The organism is Paenibacillus sp. CAA11, assembly GCF_003060825.1.
Taxonomy (GTDB): Bacteria; Bacillota; Bacilli; order Paenibacillales; family Paenibacillaceae; genus Fontibacillus.
Window position 1 is genome coordinate 4,419,374 of record NZ_CP028922.1, and the last position, 20,019, is coordinate 4,439,392.

Annotated in this window: 20 protein-coding genes; 15 read left to right on the plus strand and 5 right to left on the minus strand. The window is 51.2% G+C overall.

Annotated elements, in window-relative coordinates:
* The first annotated feature begins 25 nt into the window (after nucleotides 1-25).
* From DCC85_RS20700 to DCC85_RS20720, 5 genes are all read left to right on the plus strand, one after another.
* Entirely contained in the window at nucleotides 26-979 is a 954-nt protein-coding gene (locus DCC85_RS20700) for a carbohydrate ABC transporter permease (protein ID WP_108467260.1), read from the plus strand.
* On the plus strand, nucleotides 976-1,803 hold the full coding sequence (locus tag DCC85_RS20705; protein ID WP_108467261.1) for a carbohydrate ABC transporter permease: 828 nt from the start codon (nucleotides 976-978) through the stop codon (nucleotides 1,801-1,803). Before DCC85_RS20700 ends, DCC85_RS20705 begins: the two co-directional genes overlap by 4 nt.
* A 103-nt stretch (nucleotides 1,804-1,906) precedes the next feature.
* A complete protein-coding gene (locus DCC85_RS20710; protein ID WP_108467262.1) occupies nucleotides 1,907-3,283 on the plus strand; it encodes an ABC transporter substrate-binding protein in 1,377 nt (458 codons plus the stop codon).
* Between the two features lie 240 nt (nucleotides 3,284-3,523).
* Nucleotides 3,524-4,918 carry an MBOAT family O-acyltransferase gene (locus tag DCC85_RS20715; RefSeq protein WP_108467263.1) on the plus strand — a complete coding sequence of 465 codons (1,395 nt, stop codon included), beginning with the start codon at nucleotides 3,524-3,526 and terminating at the stop codon, nucleotides 4,916-4,918.
* Nucleotides 4,919-4,954: 36 nt separating this feature from the next.
* Entirely contained in the window at nucleotides 4,955-6,388 is a 1,434-nt protein-coding gene (locus DCC85_RS20720; protein ID WP_108467264.1) for a copper amine oxidase N-terminal domain-containing protein, read from the plus strand.
* Between the two features lie 73 nt (nucleotides 6,389-6,461).
* On the opposite strand, the gene DCC85_RS20725 is transcribed toward DCC85_RS20720, so the two are convergent.
* Nucleotides 6,462-6,971, minus strand: coding sequence for a hypothetical protein (locus DCC85_RS20725; protein WP_108467265.1), 510 nt, complete (start codon nucleotides 6,969-6,971; stop codon nucleotides 6,462-6,464).
* A gap of 10 nt (nucleotides 6,972-6,981) precedes the next feature.
* Entirely contained in the window at nucleotides 6,982-7,530 is a 549-nt protein-coding gene (locus DCC85_RS20730; RefSeq protein WP_108467266.1) for an NAD(P)H-dependent oxidoreductase, read from the minus strand.
* 149 nt (nucleotides 7,531-7,679) lie between these two features.
* Between DCC85_RS20730 and DCC85_RS20735 the strand changes: the two genes are divergently transcribed.
* From DCC85_RS20735 to DCC85_RS20775, 10 genes are all read left to right on the plus strand, one after another.
* Nucleotides 7,680-8,315, plus strand: a complete 636-nt coding sequence (locus DCC85_RS20735) for an HlyD family secretion protein (protein WP_108467267.1) — start codon at nucleotides 7,680-7,682, stop codon at nucleotides 8,313-8,315.
* 9 nt (nucleotides 8,316-8,324) lie between these two features.
* The gene (locus DCC85_RS20740) at nucleotides 8,325-9,866 is read left to right on the plus strand and encodes a DHA2 family efflux MFS transporter permease subunit (protein ID WP_108467268.1); all 1,542 of its coding nucleotides are present in this window, start codon (nucleotides 8,325-8,327) and stop codon (nucleotides 9,864-9,866) included.
* 98 nt (nucleotides 9,867-9,964) lie between these two features.
* Nucleotides 9,965-10,393, plus strand: coding sequence for an Rrf2 family transcriptional regulator (locus DCC85_RS20745; RefSeq protein WP_108467990.1), 429 nt, complete (start codon nucleotides 9,965-9,967; stop codon nucleotides 10,391-10,393).
* Nucleotides 10,394-10,465: 72 nt separating this feature from the next.
* Nucleotides 10,466-11,110, plus strand: a complete 645-nt coding sequence (locus tag DCC85_RS20750; protein WP_108467269.1) for a nitroreductase family protein — start codon at nucleotides 10,466-10,468, stop codon at nucleotides 11,108-11,110.
* 253 nt (nucleotides 11,111-11,363) lie between these two features.
* Entirely contained in the window at nucleotides 11,364-11,726 is a 363-nt protein-coding gene (locus DCC85_RS20755) for a TM2 domain-containing protein (RefSeq protein WP_325048393.1), read from the plus strand.
* The gene (locus DCC85_RS20760; RefSeq protein WP_234414252.1) at nucleotides 11,713-12,135 is read left to right on the plus strand and encodes a TM2 domain-containing protein; all 423 of its coding nucleotides are present in this window, start codon (nucleotides 11,713-11,715) and stop codon (nucleotides 12,133-12,135) included. The genes DCC85_RS20755 and DCC85_RS20760 overlap by 14 nt, the downstream gene beginning before the upstream one ends.
* 110 nt (nucleotides 12,136-12,245) lie before the next feature.
* Nucleotides 12,246-12,842, plus strand: a complete 597-nt coding sequence (locus tag DCC85_RS20765; protein WP_108467270.1) for a DUF1349 domain-containing protein — start codon at nucleotides 12,246-12,248, stop codon at nucleotides 12,840-12,842.
* A gap of 57 nt (nucleotides 12,843-12,899) precedes the next feature.
* Nucleotides 12,900-13,055 (plus strand): hypothetical protein, encoded by a 156-nt coding sequence (locus tag DCC85_RS23205; protein ID WP_199909948.1) that lies wholly within the window; start codon nucleotides 12,900-12,902, stop codon nucleotides 13,053-13,055.
* 154 nt (nucleotides 13,056-13,209) lie between these two features.
* Nucleotides 13,210-14,220 carry an iron-hydroxamate ABC transporter substrate-binding protein gene (locus DCC85_RS20770; protein ID WP_108467271.1) on the plus strand — a complete coding sequence of 337 codons (1,011 nt, stop codon included), beginning with the start codon at nucleotides 13,210-13,212 and terminating at the stop codon, nucleotides 14,218-14,220.
* A gap of 631 nt (nucleotides 14,221-14,851) precedes the next feature.
* Nucleotides 14,852-18,172 carry a X2-like carbohydrate binding domain-containing protein gene (locus DCC85_RS20775; protein WP_108467993.1) on the plus strand — a complete coding sequence of 1,107 codons (3,321 nt, stop codon included), beginning with the start codon at nucleotides 14,852-14,854 and terminating at the stop codon, nucleotides 18,170-18,172.
* A gap of 349 nt (nucleotides 18,173-18,521) precedes the next feature.
* Here DCC85_RS20775 and DCC85_RS20780 read toward each other — a convergent pair whose 3' ends face one another.
* From DCC85_RS20780 to DCC85_RS23605, 3 genes are read right to left on the minus strand one after another with little or no spacing between them, the layout of a single operon-like run.
* Complete coding sequence (locus DCC85_RS20780; RefSeq protein ID WP_108467272.1) at nucleotides 18,522-19,106, minus strand: GNAT family N-acetyltransferase; 585 nt, start codon at nucleotides 19,104-19,106, stop codon at nucleotides 18,522-18,524.
* Between the two features lie 3 nt (nucleotides 19,107-19,109).
* Nucleotides 19,110-19,856 (minus strand): spermidine synthase, encoded by a 747-nt coding sequence (locus DCC85_RS20785; RefSeq protein WP_108467273.1) that lies wholly within the window; start codon nucleotides 19,854-19,856, stop codon nucleotides 19,110-19,112.
* Nucleotides 19,856-19,981: a hypothetical protein gene (locus DCC85_RS23605; RefSeq protein WP_267896065.1), complete on the minus strand. Its 126-nt coding sequence runs from the start codon at nucleotides 19,979-19,981 to the stop codon at nucleotides 19,856-19,858. Before DCC85_RS23605 ends, DCC85_RS20785 begins: the two co-directional genes overlap by 1 nt.
* Nucleotides 19,982-20,019: the final 38 nt, after the last annotated feature.

Genomic DNA, 20,019 nt, shown 5'->3' on the forward strand with positions numbered 1-20,019 from the left:
CTCAGAAGGAGGCAACGAACTGAACATGAATGCACTGGAAAGAGAATTGCCCGGTTCCGCCCGTTCGGCGGAAGCAAGTATTCCCGTTAAGAAACGCTTGAATCTCTCCCGACTGAAGGAATCGGCACTGGCTTATTTTTTTCTGGCACCCTCGTTAGCGGTATTTGCAGTCTTTCTGCTGTATCCCATGATTAAATCCATCTACCTAAGCTTCCACCTCACCGATCCTCGGGGACGGATCGCCGCTTATGTAGGCTGGGAGAATTTCATGAATCTCTTCAAATCAGATGCTTTCTGGTCAAGCCTGACGGTTACGGGAAAATTCGCTCTGCTTACGGTGCCTACAGGCATCGCACTAGGGCTCCTTATGGCAGCCTTGGCGCATTCCCGGCTCAGAGGGATGAGGATCTTCCAATTTATCTTCTCGCTCCCGCTCGCGCTGTCGGTCAGCACGGCATCCGTGATTTGGATGATGCTGTTCCACCCGACTATGGGGATGTTCAACTATTTTTTGAGTCTGGTAGGTATAGAGCCCGTTCAGTGGCTTACAAGTTCCGGAACAGCGCTTCTGTCTATCGCGATCATGACGCTGTGGATGAACTCAGGCTTTAACTTTATCGTTCTGCTCAGCGGACTGCAGGGCATCTCTGAGGACATCTATGATAGCGCCAAAATTGATGGAGCCGGTCCCATTCGGACATTCGTGCGGCTGATTTTACCTTTGCTGTCACCTACTGTTTTCTTCCTCAGTGTGGTATCGCTAATCTCATCCCTTCAGTCGTTCGGGCAAATTCACCTGCTCACCAAGGGCGGGCCTGCCGGATCCACGGATGTGATTGTCTATTCTATTTATAATGAAGCTTTCGTCAATTACCAATTCGGCACAGGCAGTGCCATGGCCATTGTACTGTTTCTTATTATACTGGCACTTACTGTCTTTCAATTTACCGTCCTTGAGAAGAAGGTGCATTATCAATGATCTTGTCACGTACAGTCAAGCAGGGCTCTGTCTACTTGCTCCTATGTCTGCTCGCACTGTTCATCGCCTATCCGCTGTTCTATACGCTGTCCTCTTCCTTAATGACACCCGAGGAAGCGAGTCAGTATCCGCCTAAGATACTGCCTTCAGGCCTTTATCTGGACAGCTTCAAGACTGTTATTGAACTAATCCCGGTGGGACGCTTTATTCTGAACAGCTTCCTCGTAGCCGGTCTCATTATGCTTGGACAGGTGATCACCGGCGCTATGGCCGCCTATGCCTTTGCCTTCATCCGCTTCCGCGCTAAGGCGCTATGGTTCGCTGTCTTCCTGTCCACCATGATGATTCCATGGGAGGTCACCATGATCCCCAATTTCCTTACGGTAAAATCCTGGGGCTGGCTCGATTCCTATCCCGGCCTGATTGTGCCGTTCATGGCTTCCGCCTTCGGCGTCTTTCTTCTTCGCCAATTCTTCCTGCAGCTTCCAATTGAGCTGCACGAGGCTGCTAGGATGGATGGCTGCGGGCATATCCGCTACTTCCTGCGCATTGTGCTCCCGCTATCCCGTCCGGCCCTGGCTACACTGGCCGTCTACGTGTTCCTTAACAGCTGGAATATGTACTTGTGGCCGCTGCTGATTACGAACACGGACAAGATGCGAACCGTGCAGATTGGCATCAGCATGCTGCAATTTGAGGAGTTTACCGCTTGGAACCTTGTGCTGTGCGGGGTTGTGCTTGTCCTGCTGCCTTCCCTTCTCCTGCTCGTTCTAGGACTGAAACAGCTTGTACGAGGGCTTACCGCAGGTGCCATAAAGGGCTAAAAACTAAATACGCAGTAATTCCCGCCGAGTTCGGCGGATTACAGATACAGCTTATTTTTCGATCTACCAAATGAATCCAATGATAAGGGAGAGAGCGCACAAAATGAAAGTAACCAAGCTTAGAAGCCTGTTCATGATGACGGTGATTCTCATGATGGTTCTGGTATCCGCCTGCGGATCAGGGAACTCCAACTCATCCGAGGGGACAGCCGCAGCCAAAGGGAATAATAGCAATGCGGCAGCCAGCGGAAAGACCAAGGTAGTATGGTGGCATTCCATGGGCGGTGAGCTGGGCAAAGTGGCAGATAAGCTCGTATCGGACTTTAACGCATCCCATCAGGACATTGAAGTGGAAGCTGTCTACCAAGGAACGTATGACGAGAGCATCAATAAGATGAAGGCATCTATGGATTCCTCCAGCGGCCCTTCACTCATCCAAGTCTACGAAATCGGTTCCCGGTTCATGATCGACTCCGGCGCCGTAACTCCGGTACAGAACTTCATTGACCAGGACAAATACGATCTAAGCCAGCTGGAAGAGAATATTACAAATTACTATACCTTCGACGGTAAGCTGTATTCGATGCCGTTTAATACGTCAAATCCAATTCTGTATTATAACAAGGACCAGTTCAAAGCCGCAGGTCTGGACCCTGAGAAGCCGCCTGTGACCTATTCTGAAGTTAAAGCTGCCGCTGAGAAGCTGGCACAGAGCGGGCACCCGGCTTCCTTCGCAATCTACGGCTGGTTCATGGAGCAGTTCTTCGCGAACCAAGGTGCAGAATATCTGAACAATGGCAACGGCCGAACCGAGCCGGCAACCGAATCCCTGGTAAATGGTGATGCCGGTGTGAAAACTCTGGAATGGTGGAAGGATCTTATGGACAGCAAGGCCATGATCAATCTTGGCCGGAAAACGGATGACACCAAGAAGGCCTTCGCTTCCGGTCAAATTTCCATGACGCTGGATTCCACTGCTTCCCTCCGCGGTATTGTAGATGCTGTGGGCGGCAAATTTGAAGTCGGAACTGCCTTCCTGCCGAAGCCGGACGGAGCAGCAGACGGCGGTGTAGTTGTCGGCGGCGCAAGCTTGTGGATCCTCAATAACAAGCCGGAAGCTGAACAGAAAGCGGCCTGGGAGTTCATCAAGTATTTGGCCGAGCCGTCGACCCAGGCACAGTGGCACGTAAGTACCGGCTACTTCCCGATCACCAAGAAGGCCTATGACGAGCAAATTGTAAAGGACAACCTGGAGAAATATCCTCAGTTCAAAACAGCGGTCGATCAGCTTCACAGCACCAAGGCCAGCCAAGCGACCCAAGGCGCTGTGATGGGTGTATTCCCGGAAGCGCGTCAGACTGTTGAGGGAGCTATCGAGGCCGTGCTTGGCGGCTCGAAGGCGCCGAAGGATGCCCTTGATGAGGCAGCCAAGGATATTACAGGCAAGCTATCCAACTATAATAAGACTGTAAAGAAATAACATTGCCGCCTTTCGATCTTAGCCAAATATGCCGGTTCCCCCCATTACTGGAGAGAACCGGCTTTAATTTTCTTTCATGTTCTTTCTCTTTTCTTAACAATTGTTTAAATAGACTACAATTGGCAACATATTTGCCCGAAAATCCGTTATCTAGTATATTGAAATTTAGTAGAATAGACTTCATGCGGCCTGAACTACGGCCAATCTAGTGAAGCTAATTTAAAGAGGTGTATACAGGACGTGCTTTTCAACTCGTATGAATTTATTTTCGTTTTCATGCCGGTTACGGTGATTGTGTACTTTATCCTTAATCGGTTTCGGCTCATCTTTGCCAGCAAACTGTGGCTCGCGCTGAGCTCCCTGTTCTTCTATTGTTGGTGGGATATTCACTACCTGCCTCTGCTGCTCGGTTCCATTGCGTTTAACTATATTATGGGCCGGACGATTGGACATGTATCTCAAGATCAAGTGAAGAAGCGAAAGCTGCTGCTGACCCTTGCTATTGTTGGGGATGTGGCTCTGCTTGGCTATTACAAGTACGCAGACTTCTTCATCTCCAATGCAAACACGCTGCTGAATCAGAATTTCCAACTGCTGAGTATTGTTCTTCCGCTGGGAATCAGCTTCTTCACCTTTACCCAGATTGCGTATCTGGTGGATGCTTATCGCGGAACTGCTAAGGAGTACAATATTGTCAGTTACGTCCTATTCGTCACCTTCTACCCGCACTTGATCGCGGGCCCAATCCTGCACCACAAGGAAATGATGCCTCAGTTCGATCGGCTTCGCAACAAGCGTGCCAATTCGAGGAATATTGCTAAAGGCCTGTTTATTTTCTGTATCGGTCTATTCAAGAAAGTGGTCATTGCGGATACCTTCTCACCGATAGCAGCCAAAGGCTTCGACACCATGACCCAACTGAACTTTATCGAAGGCTGGACAACATCCTTAGCGTATACAATCCAGCTGTACTTTGACTTTAGCGGCTATTGCGACATGGCGATCGGGATCGCCTTGCTGTTCAATATCAAGCTGCCGATCAACTTTAATTCACCTTATAAAGCGGTCAGTATTCAAGACTTCTGGCGGCGCTGGCATATGACGCTAAGCCGATTCCTGCGTGATTATATTTACATTCCGCTAGGCGGCAGCCGCAAAGGTCCAACTCGGACCCACATCAACTCTATGGCGACAATGCTGATCGGGGGCTTCTGGCACGGAGCAGGCTGGACCTTCATCTTCTGGGGCTTCCTGCATGGGTTCGCACAGTTCATTCATCGGATCTGGCAGAAGACGGGAATTAAGATGCCTAAATGGTTCGCTTGGCTGATTACCTTCCTGTTCGTGAACTTAGCTTGGGTATTCTTCCGCGCGAAGACCTGGGACGATGCCATCAAGGTGCTTAAGGGCATGATCGGCCTGAACGGTCTGGGACTCTCCGGATTGTCCGGATATCTGCACAATCTGATGCTGATCGCGGTGTTCTTCCTGGTAGCTGTTCTGTTCAGGAACTCCAATGAAATGCTGGAACGCTTCAAGCCGGGCTGGAAAAGCGCCGCTTTTGCCGCATTCATCTTCGTATATGCTGTCGTGTATTTCAACAAGGTCAGTGAGTTCTTGTATTTTAGCTTTTAAATTTCCGGGTACGCCGATTAAAAGGAGTTTTCCGTTTTGAAGTACAATAAACGTAAATACAAAAAATTCATATGGCAGCTGCTCGCGATGATCTTCGTGTTCGCACTGCTTGTCGGCTCTTTCGTCTTTATCGTCGATCCGCTTCAGTTCTACCGCAAGGCAACCTTCTATACGCCGCAGTATTCCTGGCAGGAGCGCTATCAAGCCCCGGGCTTTGCGAAGAACTGGAAGTACGACACTATTATCGTCGGCACATCCATGACCGAGAACTTCCTGCCGTCAGAGGTAGGCGAGAAGTTGGGCGGCACGGTTGTGAAGCTATCGATGGAAGGATCGCTCGCTTGGCAGCATAACAAGATTGCCAAAGTAGCCTTCCGTACCGGACAGGTGAAGAAAGTGCTCTGGGGACTGGATTACTTCTCGCTCCGCAGCACTGGGGACAATCCCGATCTGGATGATTTCCCTGACTATATGTATGACACGAATCCGTTCAATGATTACAAGTACATCTTTAATGAATCCAATATCGAAACAGCCTTCCGGGTGTTAAGAACATCCAAGGAACGGGCCAAGTATAAATCTTCTCCCGAACGGCTGAATAACTGGGATAAGAATGTGACCTACGGCAAAGACAAGGTGCTTAAATCATGGGTTGCCGGGAAGTCCAAAGAAGGAGCCTTCGGCTCCAATGAGGACCCGCTGGAGTCCGTGAAGAAGGTGTTCAACGAGCAGATTCTCAGCCTGGTCAAAGCCCATCCTGAGACTGAATTCTATTTCTACTACCCGCCTTACTCCGTCCTGCGACAGCAGCTGTGGTATGTGACGAACCCGGCGCGGTATGAGAACCAGCTGGAGATGAAGCGCTATATGTATGAGCAATTCAGCGCCTATCCCAACGTGAAGGTCTTCGAATTCCAGACAGACAGCAGCATTACCTATGACCTTGATCAATACAAGGATCTCTCTCATCACTCCGGCCATATCAATTCGGTAATTATTGATGAGATTTCCAAAGGTACGCACCAAGTCACCAAGGATAATGTAGAGACTACAATTAACCTGCTTAGAAAGCAGGCTGAGAACGTTGTCGTGAACTCAGACACAGGAGCGATTTATTCCCTGGATCTGACCGTGAACGGCAAAGGGACCAGCTTCGGTACCATTCCGACGACCACAGGTGACACCATCATGGCTCCGCTCAAACGATACGCAACCATGCTTGGCATCTCCTTCGACTACGATACGACCTCTAAAAAGGTGACCATGGTCAAAGGCAAAAAAACAGCCGTCTTCACCGTAGGCTCTGACGTAGCTGATGTGAATGGCCAGAGCGTGAAGCTCGATGCTCCGATCGCCAACAAAGAAGGAGCCATGGCCGGTCCGCTGGTGTCCGTGACAGAGCTCTTCGGCGGAACGGTGACCATTACAGATGAAGACCAATATATGAAAAAAGTTGACGTGAAGCTGTAAGCCGCTTCATTGTCCATCAAGAAGGGCTGTCCGGAAAGATTCACTTCCGGACAGCCCTTCTTATGTGCGTCTGCTATTCATGGCTCTTGGAACTCTTGCTGACTTCTTCATCGCCTGACTTAATACGGGGATTGGCCGCGGCCCCCATCTCCTCCGAGGACATTTCCGGCTCATGAGGGTCAGCCAGCCGTCGCAGCGCCTCCCGGTAGGATTCATCCGGCGCTGAGTGCTGGTCGCCTAAGTGCTGCTGCCGGTAGGACTGCTCCTTCGGCTGGGCCGCCAGGCTTCGCAGCGCCTGCCGATACTCCTCGTCTCCCCCAGTTGACCGGAGCCTTGACGGAGGCTCTGCCGCAGGCTCAGAAGGCGGCGGGACTTCGACCTTTGCGGACCCAGACCGGGAGAGACCTTGTCCTGGCGTAAGAGCATTGCTATGAACTTCCCTGCGTGCTTCCTCATCCTGTGGGCCCGGAGACAGCTTTGTACGCTGCCGTGCTGACCGGGAGGATTTACGGGCGCCTCTCAGGTTATAAAAGATCAGGAACAAGATCCCTACAACAACAATAATAAACAATGAGTAGACCATATGCCGCCTCCTATTTCCTACTGTCACCGGCCATTTTCCCAGTCACTTCGGCTACCCGCTCTCCCAGCGCTCTTCCGAGAGAAAGGTCTCGTTCAGAGGGCAAATTAGGCGGATCAAGCGGAGATAGCTCTACAGGACAGGTTACGCCAACCCCGTAATACGACCCATAGAGCGCATTCTCCCGAATATTGCCCGGCAGACCGACAATAATCATGCCTTGATGCAACATAGGCACGATCAAATTCATCAACGTAGTCTCCAGTCCTCCGTGAACGGTTGCCGTTGTACAGAAGACAGCTCCAATTTTACCGATCAGCTTGCCCTGAGCCCACAGCCCACCCAGCTTATCAATCCAGGTCTTCAGCCCTCCGCTGATGCTGCCGAAATGGCCAGGACACCCCCATATAATCGCATCCATCTGTACCAAGTCCTCTACTCGTGCTTCCCGGACATGATGCAGCAGTACCTCTGCCCCGGGAACCTTAGCTCCTTCGGCAACCGATCTGGCAAGAGCTTCGGTGTGGCCGTTTTCACTGTCATAAACGACAAGTATCTTCATCTTTCTCCTCCTTTCATAAATCTCTGTATTTAGTTATGCTCCAATTCCACCTGAGATATTTAATGACTTTCCTTGTGCATACGCTGGATAATTTCGGGCAAAACTCCCCATAGATCAAAACCTGATAATAAAGGAGGCTCCCTATACACATGAGCGCAAGGGCCATATTGGTAAATATCCTGGTGATCGTCGTCATACTGGTTGGTGCCGGTGCAGGAATCTATTATTATAACCAGTCAAAGAGTTACGTCCGGACAGACAACGCCCAAATAACAGGTCAAGCTATCAACCTCGTAGCGCCGGCTGCCGGGCAGCTAACCCGATGGGATGGCGATACAGGGAAGGAGTTTGCTGCGGGCGGAAGAGTAGGTTCAATTACGGGCGGAGGCACTACCGTAGATATCAAGATGCCTACTGCTGGAACAATTGTTCAATCTTCTGCAGTGAAGAACGGCCTGGTGGCTGCCGGAACAGTGCTGGGCCGCGCCTATGATTTCAATAATCTTTGGGTTACCGCTAACATTGAAGAGACCGCAATTAACAATATTGAGGTAGGACAAACCGTCGATGTATATGTTGACGCTTATCCGAACACGACGCTGACCGGGAAGGTGGATTCAATCGGTCTGGCTACCGCCGGAACCTTCTCCCTGCTGCCAACCTCAAACAGCAATGCGAATTACACCAAAGTCACTCAGGTCATTCCTGTAGTAATCACTCTCGAGGGCTACAAAGGACTTGGAATTATCCCTGGAATGAATGCTTCCATCCGCGTCCACATTTAGGAGGTCTTCATGGAAAATATCTCGCTGGGCCGCACACTTACGGTGCTATTGCTGGGGGCTTTTGTATCTATTTTGAATCAAACTCTGCTAAATGTGGCCATCCCCCATCTGATGAATGATTTCAATGTTTCTGCGACCACCGTTCAATGGCTGTCCACCGCCTATATGCTGGTGAACGGCGTCTTAATTCCGATTACTGCCTTTCTGATCGAAAAGTTCGGAACTCGCAGCTTATTCATCTCGGCCATGGGGCTGTTCGGAATTGGATCGGTGATCTGTACGATCAGCCCTTCCTTCACCATCATGCTGCTGGGGCGTATTGTTCAAGCGAGCGGGGCCGGAATTATCATGCCGGTAGTGATGAATGTGTTCTTGACAGTCTTTCCGCCAGAACGAAGAGGAGCTGCCATGGGCACCATGGGCATTGCAATGATGTTTGCACCAGCGATTGGCCCCACACTGTCGGGGTGGATTGTCGAGCACTATACCTGGCGGATCCTGTTCATTATGGTCATTCCACTAGCTGTACTGGACATTCTCTTCGCCCTGCTGTGGCTGCGGAACATTTCCAAGCTAACCTCACCGAAGTTCGACTTGCCCGGCACTATTCTGTCCACGATTGGCTTTGGTGCGCTTCTATATGGATTCAGCTCTGCCGGAGACAAAGGGTGGACAAGCGCAACCGTCGTCATTTCCCTCGTGGCTGGAGTGCTATTCATCCTGTTCTTTGTCCTTAGAGAGCTGGGGATGGCCCAGCCTATGCTGGAATTTAGGGTATTTACCTACGATATCTTCACCATCTCGACCTTTGTCGGTGCCACTGTAAATATGGTCATGTTCGGAGGAATGCTGCTGCTGCCGATTTATCTGCAGAATATCCGCGGCTTCACCCCGCTGGAGTCAGGGCTGCTGCTCCTGCCGGGAGCGCTGCTGATGGGCGTCATGTCACCGATCTCCGGCAGCATCTTCGACCGGATCGGCGCTCGCCCGCTGGCCATCGTAGGCCTGCTCATTACAGCTATAACGACCTTTGAGTTCGGGAAGCTGACCTCGGACACTACCTATAACCATATTCTGCTCCTATACACCGTCCGGAGCTTCGGGATGTCTCTGCTGATGATGTCCGTGCAGACAGAGGGGCTTAACCAGTTGCCGCGGCACCTAGGCAGTCATGGTACGGCCATGTCCAATACCGTTCGCCAGATTGCCGGTTCTATCGGAACAGCCCTCTTGGTGACCATTATGACAACCCGTTCCACGACCCATTTAGCCAATTACAGCAATACGATAACCTACGCAAATGAGAGTGCAGTTCAGGGAATTGGAGCACTGGGCCAAACCATTTCAACCATGAGCAGCTTACCGGCAGAAACAGCCCAGGGTGTGGCACTGCAAACGGTATACGGCCTTGCTGTCAAGGAATCCACCATTTCCGGCATCAATGATGCCTTTATTGTGGCAACCTGGATTGCGATCATTGGCCTGATTCTATCCCTATTCTTGCGGAGAAGCATTAAGCGGGCGCCGAAGCCAAGCCGGCAGGAGAGCTGATATCTCCTGCTGGTTTAACTGTGCTTGAATTAACCACAGTTGAGTTGTATACTGATGAAGAAATAATTATCACCGTAGAAATGAGGGCCACATTCGTGATGGAATCTGAACATAATCTCTGTGGTGCTCCCAATTTCAAGTGGTTTGGCCTGGCTTTACAGGCTCTCGTCATTCTATCCAGTCGGCCGGAGCCCTATCCAAGCGGACAGCTCGCTCAGTGCCTTCAGTCCGAAGCCACCCTGCTGCGCCGTATTCTGTCACAGTTGGCCTGCCGCGGTATCGTAGAGACGCGGGAAGGACGGGATGGCGGGTACCAGCTCCTTAGGGATGCCGGAACTCTGACCTTGGCTGAGGTATACAATGCCTTAGAAGCCAAAGATCCCTGCTGGACCGGAATGTTGGAAAGCACGGGAGACCATCCGTTCGGCCAACAGATGAGACTTGCCTTGGAACCCGTGATCTCCGAGCTGAACGAACGCACGCTGAACCTGTTACAGCAGTACACCATTAAGGATTTGATGCCATAGGCGTCAAATTCCGAGCTTAACTGTGCTTTATTTTGCACAATTATAAATTAAATTTAGGAAGGAAGATGAACCATGAGCAATGAGTTAACTTTAACGTCCGATTTCGTAAAAGTTCTGAAGGAGCGCCGTTCTGTCCGCCACTATGATCCCCATGTGAAAATTTCCCGGGACGAATTGAAAGAGATGCTTGAGCTGGCGTTGACCGCCCCTTCCTCTTCCAACCTGCAACCATGGCGCTTTCTGATCATTGATGATCAGGAGCTTCAGGAGAAGCTGCTGCCCATTGCCAACAATCAGCAGCAGGTTCGCGATGCCTCTGCCGTCATAGCAGTGCTTGGTGACCTCAAATCCTATGAACAAGCTGAAAAGATTTATAACCGTACTGCTGAGGCTGGCTTTATGTCCGAAGAAATCAAGAACGCTATGATTCAGAACTCTGTCAGAATGTACGGTGGTTTAGCCCCTGAACGGCTTCATCGCATCAACCAGTTCGATGCCGGCCTGGTCTCGATGCAGCTGATGCTGGTAGCCCGTGCGAAAGGATATGACACGGTGCCTATGGGTGGATACAATGTTGAGAAGTTCAAGGAAGCTTTCAGTGTACCTGAGACTCTGGAGCCTGCGCTGCTGATTGCAATTGGCAAAGCCGCTCAGCCAGGCCACCCTTCCTCAAGGCTGACCGTAGATGAGGTCACTTATTGGAATGAATTTCATTAAATTGCTCAGATACAGACAAAAGCGCAGCCTGCACGCTGCGCTTTTGTTATGATCTCAACAAACTTTACACGTTATATAGAATGAACTAAAGAAATGAACGTTATAGGACCGTATTAGGCCGTGATAACAGAAAATTCAATGTAAAACTTTAGTTCAATCTATATAATACAAAATTCACCAAAACCTCCGTTGCTGTTTTTCCAAATAATCAGTATACTTGGAGCAATAATGTTTTAGGAGGATCATCCAATTTATGAGTATGGAATATAACATTTCCAGGAAGAGCCAGCTGGATGCCAGAGAGCTGCTCCTCTTAGACTCAGAGGTTAAGAATTACGGCAAGAACATGTTCGTGGCTTATATCCTCTGGTATTTCCTTGGCCTGTTTGGGGGACATCGCTTCTATACCGGGCGCACAGGAAGCGCTATCTTTCAGTTGATCCTGACGATCACCGTCATTGGCCTGGCCGTTAACTGGATCTGGTGGATCGTAGATGCTTTTCTTGTCCATAAATGGGTTAAAGAATACAACTACCAAATCGAGAACCGGATTCTTGACCAAATTCTGTACGACCGCGGTTACAATCCGTATTCAACTAATTATGGCTATTCTTAAGCGTGATTTATCAACCAATGAGCTGCTGATCTTAAACTCCGAACTTAGACATGCAGAGAAGTCGCAGGCCTTGGCCTATCTTATGCTGGTAGGCGGACATCTCGGCGTTCATCGCTTCTATTTGCGGAGAATTGGTACAGCGATTGCCCAATTGGTATTGTTCTTTACGGTAATCTTCTCCTACATCTTTATGTTGATATCTATTGGCTTGGGGGCTGAAGCCCTGTTCTTTATATTTATCGTTCTGCTGATTGGCAGCGCCGCCACCTTAACGATCTGGGTTATCGTCGATCTGTTCCTCATTCCCGGAATGGTCAAAGACTGGAATACCCGCGTAGAACAGCAGATTATGGAGCAAATTATTCGCCAGCGAAGCTACATGTCTCAAGGTTTGGATCATCCCCTGTAAATGCATAAATCATCAAGAACAAACATAAGCCCCCTCCATCCAACCTGGAGAGGGGCTTATGTGTCACCCTCGGCCAAGACTTATTCATATTTATATAAGGAGGATTTATCATGCAAAAGATTGACCTACGCAATTATCCCCCCGAAGGTTTTCATTGGCTTCATGAACCTGCAAGCTGCAAGGCCGGTGAGCACCTGCTCATTCGCACCCTGCCTGATACGGATCTCTGGCAGCGGACCCACTACGGTTTTAAGCGGGACAACGGTCACTGTCTGCTGACATCGATTCAAGGTGATTTCGCTATGGAGGCGGACCTGGAATACGAGCCCAATCAACTCTATGATCAGTGCGGAATCATAATTCGCGTGAACGAAGAGAACTGGATCAAGGCCTCTGTGGAATATGAGAATGAGGATTACAGCCGTCTGGGGTCCGTTGTCACCAACCTGGGGTATTCCGACTGGGCTACGACAGACATCTCATCCGCTTCCCGCAAGATGAGCTACAGGATCAGCCGCCGAGGCCATGATTTTCTAATTGAGCAAAGCTATGAAGGTACCGTATGGCATCAAATGCGTATCGCCCATCTTCACCACGCGCAAGATTCCTTGCTTGCCGGCATTTATGCGGCCAGTCCGCAAGGCAGCGGCTTTGAATGCCGGGTGACCCGGGTCGCCTTCGGCAAGAATACTTGGCTGCCGGAATAGAATGGGCCCCTCCAGGGTACATAATAGATATACAGACCTTAAAGAGGCGGTGCATGCATGAAAATTCTGATCACACAGCAGGAAGCGGTAGATAAAGGCATCTGGCCGCAAATTATGCAGTGGTTCGGCCGGGATGAGGAAGACGAAGTTTGGCCGGGAGAGGAATTTATTTTGACAGAAACACAGGCAAAGCAGGCCGGATTAATCCGGTAACAGCATTATCCAGCGGCAGGGGCGCCCTAAATGGACAGCTCCTGTCGTTTCTGTTTTAATCGGAGAATCATACAACTTTTAATTGACAACGATACTGATAATCATTATCATCAAATTCAGATCAAATAATATTACATTGTACGGGGGAGTATCCATGTTTCATTCTACTAGAGGAAAATTCAGCAAAGCCGGTTATGTGCTGGTCAGCCTGCTGCTGGCTGCGCTGGTTCTGGCCGCTTGCGGCAATCAAAGCAACAACACAAATTCGGCCGCAGAGCCGAAACAGGAGACTGCCTCCAAAAATAGCACGACAGGGGACCAAGCTTCTGACCGGGTTGTTAAGGACGCGATGGGTCATGAAGTTAAGATCCCGGCCAATCCACAGCGCATCCTGGCTTCTTACCTTGAAGATCCGCTCGTGACACTCGGTGTAACGCCTGTAGCCCAGTGGTCCGTTGCTGATGGCAAGAGCATTCAAGATTACCTGCAGAACAAGCTGCAAGGGGTCCCTACCATTGGGTATGATCTTCCGCCAGAACAGGTAGCCAGCTTTAAGCCTGATCTAATCCTGGTCGGTTCCGAATCTTCCGTTCAAAAAGGACTCTACGAGCAATATAACGCTATTGCTCCTACGTATGTCCTCGGCGATGCCGTGAACAAAGACTGGCGCGAGACGCTTAAGAAGATCGGTGAACTGCTGGGCAAGAGCGATGCAGCTGAGCAGGCCCTGAACACCTATGATCAGAAAGCTACAGAAACCAAAGAAAGGCTGGCTTCCTCGGTAGGCAAGCAGTCTGCTGCAATTATGTGGCTGACGCAAAAGCAATTCTATATCGTAGGTCCTAAAGTATCCAGCGGTGCAGTGGTTTACGGCGATCTGGGCATGACCGTGCCTAAGCTGGTATCGGAGCTTCCAGACGGTGCTGCAAGCTGGAATTCCATCTCTTTGGAGAAGCTGTCAGAGCTTGATGCCGACCATATCTTCCTGATCAATAGTGATAAAGGACAGGATGCTTCCACGCTGAACAATCCGATCTGGAAAGGCCTCAAGGCTGTAAAAGAAGGCCATGTCTATGAAATGGACACAAAGAGCAGCTGGCTTTACAGCGGCGCGCTAGCCGGTGAGCAGATGATGGATGATGTAACCAAGGCACTGGTGAAATAAATAGGTTCTATCTACGAGAACAGCCTCAATAACCCTTAAGTTATTGAGGCTGTTCTAATATTATCTAATAATGATTATGAAGCCGTGCGAGGCGCAAGAGGAACCTAATTATCATCAATAAGTCTATGAAACCTGGAGCAAGCTCGGATAATTAAAGCCTGAATTTCTATCATATGGTATATTGACTATTTATATTTAACAAGATAATATGATTGGTGTATAAGGAATATTATGTTATTTATACCAGCCCTTCATTCTTTAACCTGCTGTCCGCAATAACCACCTCTGCCTAAGCTTACCTCTAAAACTTCTAAGATTAACTCTCTTTTTTCATGACAAACCATTATCTATTTTACTGATACCTAATCCCATTCTACCACACTCGGTACATATTGCTCTCTATAAATTGTATACGCTTCCATAGCTATAGTCTAATTATAGTCTACTATTTCTATTAAAGGAGGTGAATGCCTGCAATCTCATACCGCCCACTTCTGCAAGAAGGATAGCCAAGCTATGAGCTCCATGATCTCTCCTAACGGTACTTGCCGCAAGACTGTATGACCTGTTTACCCATGCAAAATAATTTGTAGGGAGGTTTGATGAAGTGAGTAAAAAACGTTTTGGCAAAATGATGGGACTTGTGCTTGCCGCTGCAATGATCGGGACATCCTTTGTAGGCATGCCGACCGGCGCAAAGGCTGCACCAAGCGAGGCTTATACGTGGAGGAATGTGGTAACAGGAGGCGGTGGGGGCTTTGTTCCCGGAATTATTTTTAACACGTCCGAGAAGGACTTAGTCTATGCGAGAACGGATATCGGCGGTGCCTACCGCTGGAACCCTTCGAATAACAGCTGGATTCCGCTTACGGATTCCGTGGGCTTTGTGGACTGGAACAAGAATGGTGTGGATGCGCTGGCTACAGATGCCATAGACCCTAATCGGGTCTACATGGCTACCGGAACGTATACCAATGATTGGGACCCGGACAACGGTCAGATCATGCGCTCCACAGATCGAGGCAATACATGGGAGGTTACCAAGCTCCCCTTTAAGGTGGGGGGCAATATGCCCGGACGTTCTCTCGGCGAGCGGCTGATGATCGATCCTAACAAGAACAGCATTCTATACTTCGGAGCCCGCAGCGGCAACGGGCTATGGCGAAGCACGGACTACGGCGTAACCTGGAATAAGGTAACGAGTTTCCCCAACCCGGGAACCTATGTCGAGGACCCCTCTTACCCTTATACCAGCGATATTGTCGGACTAGCCTGGATCACCTTCGATCCCAGCACCGGCTCGCCGGGGCAGGCTACCCAGACCATTTACGTCGGCGTTGCGGACAAAAAGGAAAGCGTTTACCGGAGCACGGACGGTGGTGCGACCTGGTCCGCTGTACCTGGGCAGCCGACCGGCTTCGTTCCGCATCATGGGGTCTTATCCGCCAATGGGAATCTGTATATTTCCTACAGCGAGAAAGCCGGTCCGTATGATGGCCGGAAGGGCGAGGTCTGGAAGTTCAATACCGCTACCGGTAAATGGACCGATATCAGCCCGGTTCCCTCCAGCAGTGCGGATAATATCTTCGGCTATGGCGGCCTGGCTGTGGATGCCCAGCATCCGGATACGCTGATGGTAGCGACTATGAACGCCTGGTGGCCGGATGAGACGATTTACCGCAGTACAGACGGCGGAGCAACCTGGAGCCCCATCTGGGAATGGGATGGCTACCCCAGCCGCAAACTGCGCTATACGCTGGACATCTCGGGCGCCCCATGGCTTGATTTCAACACCCAGCCAGAGCCTCCTGAAGTCACTCCGAAGCTTGGCTGGATGATCGGGGACCTGGAGATTGATCCTTTTAACTCGGACAAAATGCTCTATGGGACCGGAGCAACCATTTATGGCACGAACAATCTGACCAACTGGGATAAGGGCGGCAAAATTAACATCGCCGTAGCGGCGAAGGGCGTGGAGGAAACCGCCGTAATAGACCTGATCAGCCCGCCTGCCGGCGCTCATCTGATCAGCGGTCTGGGGGACGTTACCGGCTTCCGCCACGACGATCTCACCAAAGCTCCCGCCAAGATGATGATCAATCCTAGAAGCACGACCGGGATGGACTATGCCGAGCTTGATCCAAGCTTCATTGTGCGTGTCGGTACGGCGGACAAGCAGAAGTATCCCAACTCCAAATCCATCGGCTTCTCCCGGGATGGCGGGTCCAACTGGTATGAGGCTAGCTCAGAGCCTGCCGGAACTACAGGCGGCGGCTATGTTGCTCTCTCAGCCGACGGCAATGCTGTTCTGTGGAGCACGTCCGATAAAGGTGTCTTCGTCTCCAAATCGAGCAACAGCTCGTGGACTGCCAGCACCGGCGTCCCTGCTGGAGCGAAGATTGCTTCGGACCGGGTCAACCCCAAGAAATTTTACGCTTCACTGAACGGTAAATTCTATGTAAGCACCGACGGCGGAGCTACATTCACAGCCTCAGCGGCAACCGGCTTGCCGACACAAGGAGACTTGAACTTCAAGGCCATGCCTGGCCGGGAGGGTGATATCTGGCTGGCCGGAGGCAGCACAAGCTCCGCTTATGGCCTGTGGCACTCCACCGATTCAGGGGCAACTTTCACGAAGCTTAGCAACGTGGAAGAAGCCAATGTGATCGGCTTCGGCAAGGCAGCGCCTGGCCAAAGCTACATGGCGCTCTACACCAGCGCCAAGATTGATGGCGTTCGCGGCATTTTCCGCTCCGATGATGCCGGCGCCTCCTGGGAGCGGATCAATGATGACCAGCACCAATACGCCTCGACCAACTCGGCCATTACCGGAGATCCGCGGATTTATGGACGCGTCTATCTGGGCACTAATGGTCGCGGCATCATCTACGCTGACCGGGAAGGCGGCCCGGTAGAGCCTGTACAGAACTCTACTATATCTCCGGCTGCTGCCTCCTTCGACAAGCAGGCAGGCAAGCAGGCCGACATTTCCGTCACTTTGACGCTGAACGGCAATACGCTGAAGGACATCCTGAACGGCTCTAAGCCGCTGACAGCCGGGACGAATTATACCCTGAGCGGCAGCTCCGTGACGCTGAGCAAGTCCTATCTTGCTCAGCTCCCGAACGGCTCCGCCACCTTGACGTTCCGCTTCAGCGCTGGAGCAGACGCGCTGCTCACGTTGTCCGTCAGCGACTCTACGGCGTCCCAGCAGCCGTCGATTAGCCCGGCAGCCGCCACCTTCGATAAGAAGGTGGAGAATCAGGCCGATATTCCGGTGGCCCTGAACTTACACGGCAGCAGCCTGACGGGCATTCTGAACGGGTCCAAACCGCTTGTCAGCGGGACGGACTATACCTTGAGCGGCAGCACCGTGACACTGAGCAAGTCTTATCTTGCTCAGCTTCCCGCGGGAGCAACGCAGCTTGCCTTTACCTTTAGCCAAGGAAGCCCGGCGATGCTGAGCTTAACCGTGAAGGATACGACGAATGCCCCTGCAGGCGCGTTCAAGGTGCAGACGTATAATGGAAGCACGGCTGCCACGGTCAACACGCTTAATCCGCGGATTAAGCTGACGAATACCGGAACGGAAAGCCTTAATCTGGCCGAAGTGAAGCTGCGCTATTACTATACGGCAGACAGCAGCAAGGCTCAGAATATATTCTTCGACTGGTCGACCGTCGGCAGCGCCAATCTGACCGGAATTTTCGGCTCCGTGAAGGCCCCGACGCCCCATGCGGATACTTATGCCGAAATTGGCTTTAAGGATAGCGCAGGCAGCCTCGCCCCCGGACAGAGCCTGGAGATTCAAGTCCGAATCTCCAAGGAGGACTGGAGCGACTATACACAAACCGAGGATTATTCCTTTGACGCTTCCGCTAGTTCCTACACGGACCGCACCACGGTCACGGGATTTGTAGGCGGAAACCTGGTTTGGGGAATAGAGCCCTAAGAACGGGGAGGTTAACTGACCCATGGCATCAAAGATAGCATCGCTGTCATAACAAGAGCCCCCTTATAGTGGCCATGGTCGCTATAAGGGGGCTTCTTTTTTTAAGATAGGCCCTCCATTATCTGAACTTTACTGCCGGTTCTTTAGATCTCCATACACTATAGGGGTTAACCGTCTTTACCCGGGAGATCAAGATAAATTGTCTGATCCTCAGTGACCAAGGACCGAGCGAGACAAATGCAAGGACTGATTTATCTCAAAGAGAGGATGCTATCCAGCAGCTGTCAGCTGTTTAGCTGATATACTTACTTCTGTTCATATTCCCCTGATCAGCTCCCGCTTCTTCCTCCTAAAGCTCGTATACTACCTGAACGAGCCCCGAATCTGAAGGCTGCGCGTTTAGCTCTTCGGCGGTTATCGCATACAGCACATGATCCGCCCAGCTTCCGTTAATCTTCAAATAGCGCTGTGCCAGCCCCTCTTCACGAAAGCCCGCCTTCCCCAGCACTCTTCGCGACGGCAGGTTATGCGGCATCACCGCCGCTTGAATCCGGTGCAGCCCCAACTGTTCGAAAGCAAACCCGACGCACCCACGCACCGCCAGCGACATGTATCCCTTACCATTATGATCCTTATCCATAAAATAACCCAAATTCGCATTCTGAAAGGGACCGCGCGCAATGCCCGAGAGTTCAATTCTGCCTATAAGCAGATCCGCCCTGCGTATAAAAATACCAAACACCTGCCCTAGTCCGCTTCTCGCAGCCTCATGGCTATGTCCAATCTGCTTCCGCTGTTCTTCCAGGGTCAAATAGCCTTCGGGCCGAATCGGTTCATACGGCTGCAAAAAAGCCCGGTTCCGCACTCGCAAGTCCAGCAGCTGCTCCGCATCTTCTTCCCGAAGCGGCCTTAATTCAATCTGTACATCCTGCATATATTAGGACCTCCTATCCCAAAGGGTATGGCCCGGGCCGAGATCAACTTCATGAAAGCCGGCCATCCGACGGGCCTGGTACCGCAGCGGGCTGCTGCTGCCCATAAGAAGGATGTTCTGCCGCTCACCAGCCGATCCCTGCGGCAGCGCAAAGGCCTTGATGTAAGGATACGTCTCGCTAAGCGTCGTATGGACGGCGAGCACCAACTGATCCTGCTTCCCCCGCCCCATAATATTGATCAGGATGGCGCCTCTCGAATCAAGACGCTCCTTCGCCATCTCGAAGAAGGGCTTCGTCACGAGATGCTGCGGTGTCCCGCTTGAAGTAAAGGCATCCAGAATCAGATAATCATAGCTTCCTGCAGGCTCGCGGGCCAGCAGCTCCCGCCCATCACCAACAAGCACATTCTGGTGGCGGTACCCAAAATACTCCCTGCTCAGCTCTACAACCTGAGGGTCCAGCTCGGCCACCTTAAATTGCTGTTCAGGGTACTGCCCCGGCAGTGTTCCCACGCCATGCCCGATCATAAACACAGCCTCGAATCCGGGAAGATTGTGCTCCATCAAATGCATCATAGCTCTTGGATACTCAAATAGGACCCGCTGCGGGTCCTTCAGATCCAGGGCCCCCTGCACCGCCTCACCCGAAAACTCCAGCAGCCTGAAGTTCCCCTTCCGACCGTCAAATTCCTCTGCATCATATACCGCTATATCATGGTGATCCGTGGCCGCTTGATAGAGCAGCTTCATCACGAATCGCCTCCTTCCACCATGCCTGTGCACTGCATTCTTGTCCAGGGCCAAAGCCGCTGATCTGCTGCATTCGCCTCCGGATGATTATTATATCTCTCGATCACGGCCAAGGCCAACCCCAAAAAAGCGTGTACGGCAAGAGCTTACCTGCTCCCGTACA

Excerpts from the sequence above, each read along its gene's own strand:
- DCC85_RS20700 (WP_108467260.1), top strand. The coding sequence starts at position 26 with ATGAATGCACTGGAAAGAGAATTGCCCGGTTCCGCCCGTTCGGCGGAA.
- DCC85_RS20705 (WP_108467261.1), top strand. The coding sequence starts at position 976 with ATGATCTTGTCACGTACAGTCAAGCAGGGCTCTGTCTACTTGCTCCTA.
- DCC85_RS20710 (WP_108467262.1), top strand. The coding sequence starts at position 1,907 with ATGAAAGTAACCAAGCTTAGAAGCCTGTTCATGATGACGGTGATTCTC.
- DCC85_RS20725 (WP_108467265.1), bottom strand. The coding sequence starts at position 6,971 with ATGGTCTACTCATTGTTTATTATTGTTGTTGTAGGGATCTTGTTCCTG.
- DCC85_RS20730 (WP_108467266.1), bottom strand. The coding sequence starts at position 7,530 with ATGAAGATACTTGTCGTTTATGACAGTGAAAACGGCCACACCGAAGCT.
- DCC85_RS20735 (WP_108467267.1), top strand. The coding sequence starts at position 7,680 with ATGAGCGCAAGGGCCATATTGGTAAATATCCTGGTGATCGTCGTCATA.
- DCC85_RS20740 (WP_108467268.1), top strand. The coding sequence starts at position 8,325 with ATGGAAAATATCTCGCTGGGCCGCACACTTACGGTGCTATTGCTGGGG.
- DCC85_RS20745 (WP_108467990.1), top strand. The coding sequence starts at position 9,965 with ATGGAATCTGAACATAATCTCTGTGGTGCTCCCAATTTCAAGTGGTTT.
- DCC85_RS20750 (WP_108467269.1), top strand. The coding sequence starts at position 10,466 with ATGAGCAATGAGTTAACTTTAACGTCCGATTTCGTAAAAGTTCTGAAG.
- DCC85_RS20755 (WP_325048393.1), top strand. The coding sequence starts at position 11,364 with ATGAGTATGGAATATAACATTTCCAGGAAGAGCCAGCTGGATGCCAGA.
- DCC85_RS20760 (WP_234414252.1), top strand. The coding sequence starts at position 11,713 with ATGGCTATTCTTAAGCGTGATTTATCAACCAATGAGCTGCTGATCTTA.
- DCC85_RS20765 (WP_108467270.1), top strand. The coding sequence starts at position 12,246 with ATGCAAAAGATTGACCTACGCAATTATCCCCCCGAAGGTTTTCATTGG.
- DCC85_RS23205 (WP_199909948.1), top strand. The coding sequence starts at position 12,900 with ATGAAAATTCTGATCACACAGCAGGAAGCGGTAGATAAAGGCATCTGG.
- DCC85_RS20770 (WP_108467271.1), top strand. The coding sequence starts at position 13,210 with ATGTTTCATTCTACTAGAGGAAAATTCAGCAAAGCCGGTTATGTGCTG.
- DCC85_RS20775 (WP_108467993.1), top strand. The coding sequence starts at position 14,852 with ATGATGGGACTTGTGCTTGCCGCTGCAATGATCGGGACATCCTTTGTA.
- DCC85_RS20780 (WP_108467272.1), bottom strand. The coding sequence starts at position 19,106 with ATGCAGGATGTACAGATTGAATTAAGGCCGCTTCGGGAAGAAGATGCG.
- DCC85_RS20785 (WP_108467273.1), bottom strand. The coding sequence starts at position 19,856 with ATGAAGCTGCTCTATCAAGCGGCCACGGATCACCATGATATAGCGGTA.